This is a genomic window from Stutzerimonas zhaodongensis (assembly GCF_003696365.1).
GTDB lineage: Bacteria > Pseudomonadota > Gammaproteobacteria > Pseudomonadales > Pseudomonadaceae > Stutzerimonas > Stutzerimonas zhaodongensis.
The window spans coordinates 1781787-1796048 of sequence record NZ_RFFM01000001.1 but is presented as its reverse complement, the minus strand read 5'-3'; the positions used below and the strand labels follow the sequence as shown (position 1 = coordinate 1796048).

11 protein-coding genes are annotated in these 14262 nt (G+C 59.5%); 3 read left to right on the top strand and 8 right to left on the bottom strand.

The window, feature by feature from the left end; all coding sequences use genetic code 11:
- The 3 genes from EA797_RS08185 to EA797_RS08175 form a co-directional block, all read right to left on the bottom strand.
- On the bottom strand, positions 1-1074 hold the full coding sequence (locus tag EA797_RS08185) for an imelysin family protein (RefSeq protein ID WP_122164603.1): 1074 nt from the start codon (positions 1072-1074) through the stop codon (positions 1-3).
- Between the two features lie 38 nt (positions 1075-1112).
- On the bottom strand, positions 1113-2528 hold the full coding sequence (locus tag EA797_RS08180; protein WP_122164602.1) for a di-heme oxidoreductase family protein: 1416 nt from the start codon (positions 2526-2528) through the stop codon (positions 1113-1115).
- A gap of 174 nt (positions 2529-2702) precedes the next feature.
- Complete coding sequence (locus EA797_RS08175) at positions 2703-4043, bottom strand: imelysin family protein (protein ID WP_122164601.1); 1341 nt, start codon at positions 4041-4043, stop codon at positions 2703-2705.
- Between the two features lie 188 nt (positions 4044-4231).
- Here EA797_RS08175 and EA797_RS08170 point away from each other — a divergent pair, with 188 nt between their 5' ends.
- Together EA797_RS08170 and EA797_RS08165 are read left to right on the top strand one after the other, a co-directional pair.
- Complete coding sequence (locus EA797_RS08170) at positions 4232-4804, top strand: LemA family protein (protein WP_122164600.1); 573 nt, start codon at positions 4232-4234, stop codon at positions 4802-4804.
- A gap of 12 nt (positions 4805-4816) precedes the next feature.
- Entirely contained in the window at positions 4817-5689 is an 873-nt protein-coding gene (locus tag EA797_RS08165) for a GIDE domain-containing protein (protein ID WP_122164599.1), read from the top strand.
- A gap of 113 nt (positions 5690-5802) precedes the next feature.
- Here EA797_RS08165 and EA797_RS08160 read toward each other — a convergent pair whose 3' ends face one another.
- The 3 genes from EA797_RS08160 to EA797_RS08150 all read right to left on the bottom strand — a co-directional run bounded on the left by EA797_RS08160 (position 5803) and on the right by EA797_RS08150 (position 9426).
- Positions 5803-6486 carry a spermidine synthase gene (locus tag EA797_RS08160; protein ID WP_122164598.1) on the bottom strand — a complete coding sequence of 228 codons (684 nt, stop codon included), beginning with the start codon at positions 6484-6486 and terminating at the stop codon, positions 5803-5805.
- 53 nt (positions 6487-6539) lie between these two features.
- Entirely contained in the window at positions 6540-8600 is a 2061-nt protein-coding gene (locus tag EA797_RS08155) for a putative bifunctional diguanylate cyclase/phosphodiesterase (RefSeq protein ID WP_208644414.1), read from the bottom strand.
- Positions 8601-8802: 202 nt separating this feature from the next.
- Positions 8803-9426 (bottom strand): TetR/AcrR family transcriptional regulator, encoded by a 624-nt coding sequence (locus EA797_RS08150; RefSeq protein ID WP_122164597.1) that lies wholly within the window; start codon positions 9424-9426, stop codon positions 8803-8805.
- Between the two features lie 317 nt (positions 9427-9743).
- On the opposite strand from EA797_RS08150, the gene EA797_RS08145 reads away from it, so the two are divergent.
- Positions 9744-11675, top strand: a complete 1932-nt coding sequence (locus tag EA797_RS08145; protein ID WP_122164750.1) for a methyl-accepting chemotaxis protein — start codon at positions 9744-9746, stop codon at positions 11673-11675.
- Positions 11676-11794: 119 nt separating this feature from the next.
- On the opposite strand, the gene EA797_RS08140 is transcribed toward EA797_RS08145, so the two are convergent.
- Both EA797_RS08140 and EA797_RS08135 read right to left on the bottom strand, forming a co-directional pair.
- Positions 11795-12613: an outer membrane protein OmpK gene (locus tag EA797_RS08140; protein ID WP_122164749.1), complete on the bottom strand. Its 819-nt coding sequence runs from the start codon at positions 12611-12613 to the stop codon at positions 11795-11797.
- A 75-nt stretch (positions 12614-12688) separates the two neighbouring features.
- A complete protein-coding gene (locus EA797_RS08135; RefSeq protein ID WP_122164596.1) occupies positions 12689-14188 on the bottom strand; it encodes a uracil-xanthine permease family protein in 1500 nt (499 codons plus the stop codon).
- Positions 14189-14262 lie beyond the last annotated feature (74 nt).

Here is a 14262-nt window from a genome sequence, read left to right as displayed (position 1 = left end):
TCAATCTCCGTCGTGAGCGTTGAAGCCGATCTGCACACCGAGCGCTCGGGCCAGTTCGGTCTGATGCAGGCGATGCAAAGCATCAATGTCCTTGTAAAGCGCATCGAGTCGCGCACGGCCTGCTTCATCGGCAATCAGCTCGCTAAAGGGAAGCATGATGTCTTCCAGGTGTTTGCGGGCCGTTCCATAGGCAGCGTCGATGCGCTTCGCCAGATCAGCCTGATCGGCAGGAACCAGCTTTTTCAGGCCATTGTCGTCTTGGCCGAGCCATAAACGTTGAGCGCCCGCGAGTGCGGCATCGATGCTCTCCAGCGTTGCATCGCTGCGCCAGGCTTCGGCTTGGAATGGCTGCGGGAACCCTTTGGTCTGCCGACCCAGGGGGGCGCCCAACTTCTTTTTCAGGCCATCCAGCGCTGTGACCTGAACCCGAAGCAGATCGGCAATGGCTTCCTGCGATTCGGCATAGCGCTCGTTGGGAAACTTGCTCAGTTGTTCAGCCATGCCGTCTTTCGCTTGCCACTCGAGCAGGATGTCGGCCGCTAGCTTTTGCTGATGTTCGCCGATCGCCTGCAGCAATGGGCAATAGAGCATCTTGGTGTCGTTATCGGTCAGGTCGACGGCTTTGTCGTAAAGCACGTATTCGTAGGCGGTCAGCCCCTGCAGTACGACGCTCCCATTTTCGATGTCCGCCTTTGTCAGGTCGGGTTTGCGCTTTAGCAGCGCAGTGACCTGGCGGCCGACGAGGTTTTTCTTATCAGGCCAGAACTGCACCTGCCAGGCCTGATTGCCTTCGCCCAGCGGGCCGACAAGAAGCGGCTGCAGCCCGGCCCAGGCGAGCTGAGCCTGAAGGTAGGCCTGGCGTGCATCGTCCAGCTCCTCGTTACCCGCGCAGTAGGCGATGCTGCTGGCTGCCATGCGCCGATTGGCTTCTGCCCAGTTGGTGTAGGCGGGGAGCAGGACCTCATTGCTCAGCGTTTCGCTGGTTTCGGCATAGGGGTCGGACGGTGCGCAAGCCGCCAGGAGAAGGCCGAGCGCGGTGACGGTAAAGGCACGAGAGAGACGGTTGGGGTACATGGTGTTCCTCAGTGGCAAACAGGTGTGCGGCAGACACACTAGAGGGATTCAAGAAAAGCCAGCAGAGCGCTGCGCTCTGCGCTGTCGAATTCGAGCACGGCCCGTTTGGCCGGCTCCGCTTCGCCGCCATGCCAGAGCACGGCCTCGAGCAGATTACGGGCGCGTCCGTCGTGCAAAAACTGTGTGTGGTCGCTGACGGTTTGCGTCAGGCCGATACCCCAAAGCGGGGGAGTGCGCCATTCACGTCCAGTGGCATCGAATTCAGGGCGGTTGTCGGCAAGGCCTTCACCCATGTCATGCAGCAGCAGATCGGTATAAGGTCGAATGACCTGATTAGCTAGCTCCGGCTCCGTCGCATCGCCGGTGGTGAATTTGGGCACGTGACAGCTCTGGCATCCGGCCTGATGAAAAAGGGTCTTGCCCGCCAGGACTGTCGGGTTGTCTACGTTACGTCGAGCCGGTACGCCCAGGTTACGGGTGTAGAAGAGCACCATGGACAGGATGTTATCGCTGACTTCCGGTTCGCCGCCTTGGGGCATTGCCAGGCAGTCGGTTTGAACCTGAGTGCAGCTTCGGCCGCTGAACAGGCTGGTACTCAGTCCCATGTCGTTGAAGAAGGCGTCGGCGTTCTGCTGATTGAGGTTCGGTTGCCCGGCCTTCCAGCCGAACCGCCCAAGTGATGTCTCGCCAGTGACTTGGTCGAAAACCCGATTGGGCCGTCCTGAAATCCCATTGCCGTTGCTGTCATCCGGATCGGCATTGGCCAATATCGCCGATTCCGGGATCGCTTCGAGTAGCCCGAGGCCAATCATTGCGGGGGCTACGCGTACCGAAAACTGGGTTTCGGGGTGCATCGGGCCATAGCCCAGATTGGTGATCGTCAGACGCGGAGAGCGCAGTTCCACTTCGAACCCATCGGCGAATCGCTCGATGTGCGTGTCGTAAGCCAGACGAACTTTGCCCTCTGGCGCTACGCCCGGTATTGCCATGTCCTGCAGCTGGCCGCCGTAGGTGGGTTCCGGTGCGATGCCTCGTTCGCGTAACACCTCGGCGTGCTCATCTGCTGCGGGAATCGAAAGGCGCACCAGCATCGAAACCGCATTGCCGCGCTCATCTTCTGCCGGCCGGCCTCGACCATCCTTTATGTGGCAACTCTGGCACGCATTGGTATTGAACAGCGGACCGAGGCCGTCGCGTGCCGTGGTAGAGGCGGGTGCGATGACCCAGGGGTTTCGGAAAAAACTGTTTCCCACGCTGAAATCCAGGCGCCGCACTGGGTCAAGATTGGCAGATGGCATGGAGAAGGCGTTATGGTCGAATTTCCGGACAGTGGCATCACCGCCGGATAGCGCCTCGCCTGGCTCGGGCTCATCGAAGCGTGGGCCATTCGCGTCGCATGCAGACAGAGCGAGTGCCGTCAGGAGGGCGGTGACGGGGCGGGAAAGCAGGTGCATCGATATTCCATAGCCTTTTTACAGGGCGCCAATCGTAGCAGCCTACGAGGGCCTGAATAATATCAATTTGCATTTGGCGCGGGGATGGATGTGCCAGGCGAGCGCAGGACGCGGTCGCTATCGGCGTGCCGTGCAGAGGGGAGCGGCATTGCGCCGCACCCCCATGGCACCTGATCAGAACTCGTGGTCGGCAGTATCTGGATTCAGATCGCTGATGTTAAGTGCTGCCGCAGCCTTTTCGATCGAGCCGGTTTGTTGCACCAGCGCTGCAATCGCCGCACGCACCTTCTCATGACCTTCGGTATTGTCAGGGGCTATCAATTGATCGAATGCCTCACCGTTCCTGGCACTTTCAACCAACACCTGAAGCTTGGCTTCGGTGCTTTCCAGATCGGTTTTCAGCGTCGTATTGACTTCAGGCGCCACACCTTCTACCAGAGAAGCCAGGCTCGGGCCGGTAACTGTGCTGCCGTCGGTACGCTGATACTCACCCAGGTAAACGTTACGGATGCCTTTGGCGTTGAAAAAGTGTGAGTTGTGGGTGTTGTCGCTGAAGCAGTCGTGCTCGTCTTCCGGCGAGTTGGCTTCAAGCGCGACTTTCATGCGTTCGCCTGCAAGTTCACCCAACGACAGGCTGCCCATGCCGAAGAGCATCTTGCGCAAGCCATTCTCGGCCGATTCGCTTTCAAGACTGGCGCGGTAGTTGTCGGACTCGCCCGCCTTCCATTGGCCGACCATTTCTTCCAGGTCGCTGACGAGCAGTCCTGTGGCAGCCTTCAGATAGGTGCGGCGACGATCGCAATTGCCGCCGGTGCAGCCGTCGCCCTCGATGTAATCGCTCGCCGGACGCTCGCCTGCACCAGCTTCGGTGCCATTCAGATCCTGGCCCCAAAGGAGGAATTCGATGGCGTGGTAGCCGGTCGCCACGTTGGCTTCGGAACCTGCCAGTTCGTTCAAACTGGCAAGCTTCTCACCAGTGATTTCGCTGACGTCGATTTTGTCCTCGCCAATCTGCAGCTCCTTGTTGGCGATTATATTGGCGGTCGCGCCTGGATTGCCCAGCGCATGCTGATAGTCACCTTCGACGTAATCGATCAGGCCCTCATCCAGCGGCCAGGCGTTGAGCTGACCTTCCCAGTCATCCACCACCGGATTACCGAAGCGGAACACTTCTGACTGCATGTAGGGAACGCGTGCAGCAATCCATGCATCTCTGGCAGCTTGCAGGGTCTCGTCGGTCGGGTTGGCGAGGAGGGCGTCGACTGCTTCCTCCAGCTTCTGCGCGGTGTTGTGCGCGTCGCTGAAAATGGCATGGGCCATATCGGCATAGTGGTTGACGACAGCCTGCGCGGATTCGCTGTTTATAGTGGCTGGTGCGCTCGCGGCGGGTTCGCTCTGGGTGGTGGCTTGCGGGGCAGCGGCCTGCTCGGCCGGTGCTTTGTCTTCGCCGCAACCAGCGAGTGAAATGGCGACAGCCAGAAGGCTGGCGGTGGCCCATACGGGAGTGCGTAGCATGGCGGGTTCCTTTGCTTGCAGGGATGTGTAAGACGTATTCCGCAGCGGGTGCGACAATCGGATGCAGAACATAATGCGAAAGATTTGCATTTTGTGCAAAGAAATTGCGTGGGGCAGGTCGCGTATTGCCGTTCGCGGTGCCGTTAGAATGCTGGTTCCAATGCCGGACATTCCATGGAGAAGTCTTGATGAGCCTGAGCGCTGCTGTGTTGCTGGTCCTGCTGTTTCTTGCTGCTGCCTACGCAGTAGTTCTCTACAACGGCTTGGTGCGCCTCAAGCATGGAGTCAGCAAGGCTTGGTCGAACATCGACGTATTGCTGCGTCAGCGACACGAAGAGCTGCCCAAGCTGGTGGAGACGTGCAAACAGTACATGCAGCACGAGCGCAGCACGCTGGAGCAGGTTGTCAAAGCGCGTAATGCAGTAGCTGCTGCACGTGACCAGGGCGATGTCGGTGCGCTCGGGAAGGCGGAAACGGGCCTGCGTGCCGGCTTGGGGCAACTTTTTGCCCTGGCTGAGAATTATCCGGAGCTGCGTGCGAACGAGAGCTTCCGGCACCTGCAGCAGCGCATCAGTGGGCTGGAAAGCGGCATTGCCGATCGCCGCGAGCTGTACAACGAATCGGTCAATCTGAACAACGTGCGCGTCGAGCAATTTCCGGACGCTTTGCTTGCGCGTGCTTTTGGCTTCCACGAGGCGCCGTTGCTTCAGTTCAGCGAAGCAGACAAGGCGGACGTCGATCTCAAGCCGCTGTTTGGTTGAGCGATCAGCACAATGCTGCTTATCGGTGCGGGCGCCGTGCTGTGTCTGGTCGGGGGATGGCTATGGATCACCCGCTGGTCCAAGGTGCGCCATCTGACGGACACCCCGACCTCCAGAATTCGTTCGGCGGCGCAAGGTTATGTCGAGCTGGCCGGTGTGCTGCGAAACTGTCCCGACCTCCCGCCATTGAATGCGCCGCTGACGGGCAAGCCCTGCCTCTGGTGGCGTTATCGGATCGAAGAGTATCTGTCCGGCGACAAGCGCAGCAGTTGGCGGATTATCGAGCAGGGCGCGAGCGACAGGCTGTTGCGGCTCTCGGATGCGACGGGTGATTGCCTGGTCGACCCACAGGGTGCAGAGGTGCTGCCTGCCAGATGTGATCGCTGGACCGGTGATCTGCGCCATCCCCGAGGGGTGCCGGCTGGCGGCCCACTGGCCTGGCTGACCGGCAATCGCCAGTATCGCTACGTGGAAGAGCGGTTGCATGCCGATGAGCCGCTGTATGCCATTGGTGACTTTCGTACCAGCGGTGGCGGTCGGCTCGGACTTGATCTCCAGACCGCCCAGGGTCAGGTGGTGCGAGAGTGGAAGGAAGACTACGCCGGGCTGCTGCAGCGCTTCGACAACAATCGTGACGGTCAGCTGGATCAGTCAGAGTGGAGTCGCGTACGTCTCGCGGCCGGCCTCGAAGCGCAGAAGCGTCACCGTCTAGCGAGCGAGAAAGACCCGGAGCATCGTTTGATGCGTCCTGGCGAGGGCTTGCCCTTCGTTCTTTCCAGTCACGGTGAGGAAGTGCTTACGCGTCGCTATCGCTGGCATGCAGCCGGTGGAGCAGTACTTTGTCTGATTGGAGCGGCACTGCTGGCGGCGCAAGCTGTGAGTTGAAAGCCGATCGGACTGATTCGGTGGAGTCAGCCACAAGTCGGCTGCAAAACACGCATTGCCAGTGTCAGCCAGACTTCAGTTCGCCCTCGGCAAAATGCCAGGCCCGGCGTGCGCTATTCACGTTTCTCGGCAATCCAGATGGTATGCCGGGTGCCGCGATTGCCATGGGCGAACACCTGCACTTCTTCTGCGTTGAAACCTGATCTGGCGAGCTTTTGGGAGAACGCCTGATCGGCGCTGGCCGACCATACGGCAAGCAGGCCCTTGGGACGCAGCGCTTTGGCACAGGCCTCCAGCCCTGCCGATGAATACAGCCAGCTGTTGCTCTTGCGGGTCAGGCCTTCCGGGCCATTGTCCACGTCGAGCATGATGGCGTCGAAACCTTGCGGTTCATTTTTCAGAATGTCAGCAACATCGCTGCGCAATACCCGCGCTCGTGGGTCATTGATCGGCATACCCGCTTTCTCGCCCAGTGGGCCGCGGTTCCACTCGATCACGCCCGGGACGAGTTCTGCGACATGCACTTCGGCGTCTTCACCGAGATGCCTGAGCGCTGACGCAAGCGTGAACCCCATGCCTAGCCCTCCGATCAATACGCGGGGGTGCGGCCGTTGAGCGATTTTCCGGCAGGGTATCTCCGCCAGTGCGTCTTCGGAACCGTGGGTGCGAGTGTTCATCAGCTGGTTGCCGTTCCCCCCCTGTATCTTGATGACGAAATCCTCGCCATATTCGAACAGGCACAGCGCACCGCCGTCGTCGGGAATCTGGGCGGTGTCGATCAGTACAAAACGCTTCATTAAATGCTCGTAGAGGCAGGTGGAGGGTGTTGCGCTCGGAGCGCAGAACGCGATTAAAGCGGCTCCGAGTTGAGCCTGGACTCGACCCGCAGGGACTGGTTGAGGAGGCTGGTAAGTTCCGAGGCGGGCACCGGCTTGCTGTAGTAGTAGCCCTGGCCTTCGTTGCAGCCTTCTTCGATGAGATAACGTTCCTGCTCTTCGGTTTCCACTCCCTCGGCGATCACGAGCATACCCAAGCTTTTACCTAGCTGAATGATGGCGCGGACGATGGTGGTGTCCCCTTCATCGGTCGCCATGTCCCGTACGAAGCTCTTGTCGATCTTGATCTTGTCCAGTGGCAGGCTTTTCAAATAGCTGAGCGATGAGTAGCCGGTGCCGAAGTCGTCGATGGCGATCAATGCCCCGGATTGGCGAAGACAATGGAGATTGTGGGTGGCTGCAGCGATATCTTCCATCAAGCCCGTTTCGGTCACTTCCAGCTCCAGCGTTTCCGGCGGCAGTCTGTGAACGCTGAGCAGATTGCTGATCATCTTCGGTAATTCTGGATGGTGGAGTTGGACCGTGGACAGGTTGACGGCCATCCGCAGGTCGACGAAGCCCTGACGGTGCCATTCACTCAACTGGCGGCAGGCCTGATCGAGCACCCATTCGCCGATGACGATGATGCTGCCGTTCTGCTCGGCAAGGGGGATGAAAATATCTGGCGGCACCATCTTTCCGCTTGGGTGGGACCAGCGCAGCAGTGCCTCTACACCGGTAATCCGCTTGAGCCTGTAGTCGATCTGTGGCTGGTAGACCAGATGAAACTCGCCCCGTTTGACTGCTTCCGCCAGGTCGTTCTGTAGCTCCCGTCGCGTTCGCATTTCGCTATCGATGCTGGCCACGTAGAACTGGTAACGATTGCGCGAACGGTTCTTCGCCAGCGTCATGGTCTGCTCGGCTTTTTGCAGCAGTTTCTCCGTGTTGTCCCCGTCTTCGGGATACAGCGTGATGCCGATGGTGGCGCGGAGCCGAATGTTCTGCTCATCGAGCGTCACGGGCCGCTCCAGATCATCGAGGACCTTCTGCGCCAGTTCGGCGGCCTCATATGGTTCCTCGAAGCCGAACAGCACCAGTACGAATTGGTCACCGCCAAGGCGAGCCAGCGCGCCGACGCGGCCGCTGAGGCTGCGCAGGCGATCGGCCAGGGCGACCAGCAGACGGTCGCCGCTCTGGTAGCTGAACCGCTCGTTCAGGCCCTTGAAGTCGTCAAGCCCAAGGCACAAAACCGCGACACGGCGCTGCAGCCGTGCAGCTTCGCCCAGTAGGTTGTCCAGTTGCTGTTGCAGCTGCAAGCGATTGGGTAGGCCGGTGAGCGAGTCATATTGGGTCATGCGCTGGAGATTGCTCTCGGCTGCGTGGCGCAATTGCATGTTGTGTTCGATGGAGGCGAGAAGCCCGTTTGCGGTCTCGACCCAGAGTCCCAGCTCGTTGCGCTCGTGGCCCTTTGGCATTGGTAATGTGTGCTCGCCGGGACGCCCAGGGTTAATTCGTGACAAGTGCTCGATCAGTTTCGTGAGCGGACGGGTGAGCAGCCACTCGTAGATGAGGTAAAGCAACAGGCCCAGCACCAGGGCGCGCAGGATACCGATGACGAAGATAACCGCTGAGTCACTCACGAACTCTTCGCCATAGGGCGCAGTGTCCAGGGTAATGCTCAGGTCGCCGTAGTATTCGTTATAGGGAGGGCGGCCGATCAGGGCTATGGAGAAATCCTGGTCGCGTCCCAGAATCGGATCGGTCAGCCAGCGCGAGCCGTTCGACATCAGCGGGCGAGACTTAAGTGCTAGCGGGTCGTCGCTCGGATGGCCGATGGACGCCTTGCGTATCGATTCATGCTGGAACAACCCTTCCATGACTTGCGCGCCCATTTCACGATCAAGGCTGTAGATGGCCTGAGTAGAGGGATCGCGGGTCATTCGCAGGATGCGTTGCGCATCTGCGTTAATCAGCTGTCGGGTTTTGTAGGCGTCGAAAATGATCTGCGCGCAACTTAATACCAGGCCAACGCCAAGCGCTGACAGCAGCACGATGCGAAGCAGTTTCCTCGACAAGCTGTTGCGCAATGCGGTCAAAAGAATTTCCTTTTTCCGAGCCGGTGCCCAGCGCAAGTATTGGTCGTCATAGAAGACGCGTCAAAGATGGACGCGTGCTTATAAAGCAAAACGTTATCAGAACCACCTGCGTCTTGCTGAGCGCTCGGTCGTCCTTCAGAGCACCAGACAGTATGCATTGAACCGCTACGCCAGGCGCACATGCATTCGGCTTGAACACCGGTCAGGCGACGGGGGGTGACTCCTTCACTTCGCAGCCTTTTATAACCATGCGGATGATCGTATCGGCGGCGGCCTCGTAGTCGGCATCGTCAAGTTTCGGCTTGCCGGTCACGGTCGAGATCTGCCAGTCGAAATCAGCGTAGGTTTGAGTCGCGGCCCAAATGCTGAACAGCAGGTGGTTGGGGTCGACGTCTGCCATCAGGCCCTGATCGATCCATCGCCGAATGCAGTCGACGTTATGGCTGGCCTGCGCATTGAGCTGCTCGGCCCGCTCAGGGGGCAGGTGTGGCGCGCCATGCATGATTTCACTGGCGAACACCTTCGAAGCACAGGCGTGCTCGCGTGAAATTCGAATCTTGGTACGTATGTACGCGCGTAGGACCTCGGCGGGATGGCCGGGTTGATTGAAAGGTTCGGAGGCCTGAAGCAGCGGCTCCACGATGCTGTCGAGCACCTCGCGATACAGATTTTCCTTGCTCTTGAAGTAGTAATAGACATTGGGCTTGGGCAACCCGGCGCGCTCTGCGATATCGCTCGTCTTGCTGGCGGCAAAGCCCTTCTCGGCAAACTCCTCACTGGCTGCTCGGAGGATCAGTTCTTTGTTTCGCTCGCGGATACTGGACATAGGGCCTGTTCGATTCGCTGCCTGCGAGGCCTTTTGGCCGGGCCGAAATCCTAGCACCTGCATTAAGCCCGTCTCAAGGAAACCACAGCGAGCGCCTGGTTAGTGGATGCCCTTGTATACAAAGCCTATTTTCACCCTTTGTGGGAATCCTGCTCCCCATCGCTAGCAAGGATCAGGACCTTTGAGACCAGGATCCGCCAGACGGTATCAAGGCTCAAGCGCGCAGGCCGATACATCTCTGGCGTCAGGATTATATTAATTGTATACAGATAATAAATAACATGTGTACCAGTGGTACGACAGCCGAGGTGGACGGAATGCCTTTCATGCAGCGCAGTATTCAATGGCAGTTGATCATCAGCATGGGGGCTGCTCTGCTCACCAGCACCCTTATCGTCATCCTCGTCTATTCGTCCGCGGTCAATCGGCTGGCTGAGCGCTACCTGGTCGGTCAGGCGCTGCCTGCGAACATCGCGGCGATCCGCAATGACATCGAACGCACCCTGGCGGCGCCGATAACCGCCACGGCTGGTATCGCCAGCAACACGCTTGTGCATGACTGGCTTCGTGGGGGCGAAACTGGGTTATCCGCCGAGGCCATTGGCAGCTACCTGAATGGCGTCAAAGCACAGCAAAATGCGCTGACCACCTCGATTGCCGTGCTTGATAGCGGCAACTATTACTCCGAGGCAGGCCTATCGCGCACGCTCGCTCGCAGCGCCGCGGGCGATAGCTGGTTCTATAGCCTGGTCGACAGCGGAACCAAACGCCGCTTCGAAATCGACATCGACAAGGCCTCCCGTCTGCCGACCCTTTTCATCAATCAGCGTATCGAGGCGGGCGGCAAGACGCTCGGTGTCGCGGGCCTTGGTTTCAGCCTCAAGAGCATGTCGGAGCTGATCAGCAACTTCCGTTTCGGTGAGCGTGGCGAGGTCTATCTCATCAACGGCGAAGGCAGGGTCAAGGTACATCCCAAAACCGAGAACAATGATCAAACCGATCTCAGCGCGTTGACCGGTGCAGATGCTGCCCGTCAGCTGCTTAGCGGCCCGCGCGACGCCGTGCGCTTCGAGCGCAATGGCGAGGCGTTCCTGGCAGTGGCCCAGCCGTTGGAGAGCCTTGGCTGGGTGCTGGTCAGTGAGGTGCCGGAAGCGGAAATCTTCGCCGAGGCGCGTCGCACGTTATGGACGATAAGCTTGATCGGCGCCTGTATCGCGCTGTTCTTCCTAGGTCTCGTAGTGCTGCTGGCGCGCGGCCTGGTCAAACCGATCCGTCAGGTTACCAATGCGCTTGTGGAAATCGGAGGAGGTGGTGGTGATCTGACCCGTCGGCTGGATGAAAGTCGGGCCGACGAGCTGGGCGATCTTGCTCGCGGTTTCAACCGCTTTATTGGCAGCCTGCGCGGACTGATTGGTGATGCGTTGAACACCAGTGAGCAATTGCGCACCGCTGTCGGCCAGGTAGCCCAGGTAGTCGATAACACGGCGACCCGCGCAGGCCGCCAGCATGAAATGACCGACATGGTTGCCACCGCTGTCCATGAAATGGGGCTGACGGTGCAAGAAATCGCCCGCAATGCCAGCAACGCTGCCCAGGCGTCGCAGGGAGCGCGCAGCGAGGCGATGGAAGCGCGCAAGGTGGTCAGCGATTCGATTTCCCATATCGAGAAGATGTCCGGTGAGATCGGCCATGCTGCCGAGTCGGTCACTGACCTAGCGCAACAGGTTGCCTCCATCGACAAGGTGCTGGCGGTCATCCGCAGCATTTCCGAGCAAACCAACCTACTGGCCCTCAACGCGGCCATCGAGGCCGCTCGCGCGGGAGAAATGGGGCGCGGCTTCGCAGTCGTGGCGGATGAAGTACGGACCTTGGCCAGCCGGACGCAAGCGTCCACCGATGAGATTCAACAGATGATTCAGAGCCTCAAGAGCGGCGCCGAGAACGCGGTCAGCTCCATGCGAGCGGGCCAGGCCGCGACCGGCACGGGTGTACAGGCAAGTCAGCGCACTGGGCTGTCACTCGGCGCCATCACCGAGCAAGTCGAGGCGATCAGCGACATGAACACTCAAGTGGCTGCCGCCACCGAAGAGCAGAGCAGCGTAACCGAGGAAATCACTCACAACGTACAGGGCATCGCGGATCTGGCTCAGGCCACGGCAAGCGATGTACAGGGATGCCGCGAAGATTGCCACGTACTGAGCCGTCTGGCGGAGGATCTGAGCCGGCAGATGGGTAGTTTCAAGCTTTGATCGGTTAACACGCTTGGCTAACCAGCCGGGGCTGATCAGCGCCTGGCTAGAAGGCGAGGTTCGGAGACAAATAAAAAAGCAGCCGGGCCGGCTGCTTTTTTCGTCTCTCAGGCCTGCGCTCAGAAGTGCGCTTTGACCAGCAGGCTGGCGGTGTTCTGGTTGGTGCCTCCAACCAAATCGCTGACGAAGCCGCCGTCTTCGATGCCATATTTGTCCGACCAATAGTCGTATTCGATTCCTACATAGAGCTTGCCCGGCTCTCCATCGAGCGCCTTGCCCAGGTCATATTTGATCTGCGGGTTGATATGCAGGTTCTTCGAGATGAAATCCCCGCGGCGCTCGGAGCCGGCGTCGTTCACAACCCAGTCAATGTATCCATCGAAGAGGATGTCCGATTTGCCGATCGGAAAGGTCATGGCCCAGGTTGGTGTGACTTGCCACTGGCCGCCTGGTTTGCCTGTGCTGCCATCGGGCTTACGGTAGTAGACATTGATTGCCAGGCGGTCGAAGCCGGGTATGTCCAGGTCAACAGCGGGTCCAAGCAGATAATTCTGATTCGGAACGCCATTGGTGCTCTCGCCCCGTTCATAAGTAGCGGCGAGGAGAATGTCCTTGATCGGGCCGAAACTCATGTTCTGGCCGCTGAGTTTGCCCAGTGACAGGCGGGGGCTGAACTCACCGTAATAGGTGTGCCCGTCGCTGCCGCTCACACCGTTGTAGAAGATGTTGTCCACGAACAGGAACATATCGCCCCAGGCCCAGCCGCTGGCGTGCTCGAACGTCAACGTTTGCTGGATCGGCGGATTGATCTTGTAATCCTTGCCATAGAGATAGGTCAGGCTGTTGTTCTGCCAGTGCAGCATCCCGTCGGCAAAGGCCGGTGCGGACAGCAGGCAGCCGGCCAGCGCCAGCGAAAGTGGTGCGTGCTTGAAGGTCATGTCGATACCCTTTGGTTTTTTGTTGTCTTGAATGCGGGGCACGCGCCCGGCGATATGCCGGGCGCCTGGGCTGCTTCAGCCGGTGGGCGTCAGCTGGGAGGACGGATCATTGGTAGTGGCTTTCGGATGAACCTTGGAATAGTCGGGGATATTCACCGCAAGGGTGTTGGTACCGACGGAGTCCTCAATCAGGTTTTCCGGGTCATAGTCATCCATTTCTTCCGGCTCGCGGGGAAGGAAGAAGTTGAGCAGAATCGCGCTGAAGGCACCGATGGTGATGGGCGACCCGAAGATGTTCTTCAGAACATCGGGCAGGTGGCTGAGCACGTCCGGCACCGCGGCCACCCCTAGACCCAGACCCAACGAGATGGCGACGATGAGCATGTTGCGACGATTCAGGCCTGCTTCAGCCAGGATCTTGATCCCTGCGATGGCGACTGTGCCAAACATGATCAGCGTGGCACCGCCGAGTACCGGCTTGGGCATCAGCTGCAGGACACCGCCGACTACGGGGAACAGAGCCAGCAGGATCAGGATGCCAGCGATATACAGCCCCACGTGACGGCTGGCGACGCCGGTCAGCTGGATCACACCATTGTTCTGACTGAAGGTTGTCATGGGCAGGCTGTTGAAGGTCGCGGCCAGCAGCGAGCTGCAACCGTCGCCGAGGATGCCGCCCTTGATCCGTTTGATATACAGAGGGCCCTTGACTGGCTGACGAGAAATCATCGAATTGGCGGTCAGGTCTCCCGCTGTTTCCAGTGGTGTAATGAGGAAGATCACCGCGATCGGAATAAAGGCCATCCAGTCGAAAGCGAAGCCGAACTTGAACGGCTGCGGCACGCTGATAGCCGGGAGAGTCGCAAGGCTGGAAAAGTCCACCATGCCCATCATCCAGGCGGCGAAGTAACCCACCATCAACGCGACGATTACGGCTGACAAGCGCAGCAGTGGAATGCCGAAGCGATTGAGCACGATGATGGTGCCGAGCACCAGTCCGGCCAGCGCCAGATTCTGTAGGGCGCCGGGATCCTCCGCTCCGTAGCCCCCGGCAATGTCGGTCATCGAGACCTTGATCAGCGATAGGCCCATGAGGCAGATGATGGTCCCGGTAACCACCGGCGTGATGATCCGGCGTAGCTTGTCGATGCAGCGGCTGACCGCGATCTCGACGAACGCTGCGCAGAAGCTGACACCAAACAGCGTGGCGAGGATGTCCTCCGGGCTGCCGCCGCGTCCCTTGACGATGAAGCCCGCCGCCAGGATCACGCTGAGAAAGCCAAAACTGGTGCCCTGCAGGCAGAGCATGCCGGCGCCGATCGGCCCGATGCGTTTGGCCTGGATGAAGGTGCCGATGCCTGAGACGAAGAGCGCCATGCTTACGAGATAGGGCACGTAGTCGCCCAGGCCGAGCACGCTGCCGATGATCAAGGTGGGAGTGATAACGCCAACAAAGCTGGCGAGCACGTGCTGTATCGCCGCGAAGGTAGCGGGGAGTGGGCCTGGGCGATCTTCGAGCTGATAGATCAGGTCCTGATTGGGAGCGTCACCGCTCCTGGATTCGGTTGCGGTCATGAGTCAAGCCTGCCATTCGTTATTGTTCGGTCATGGGCTTTCGAGGCTGCACGGACCTCGTTCACTGACCGACG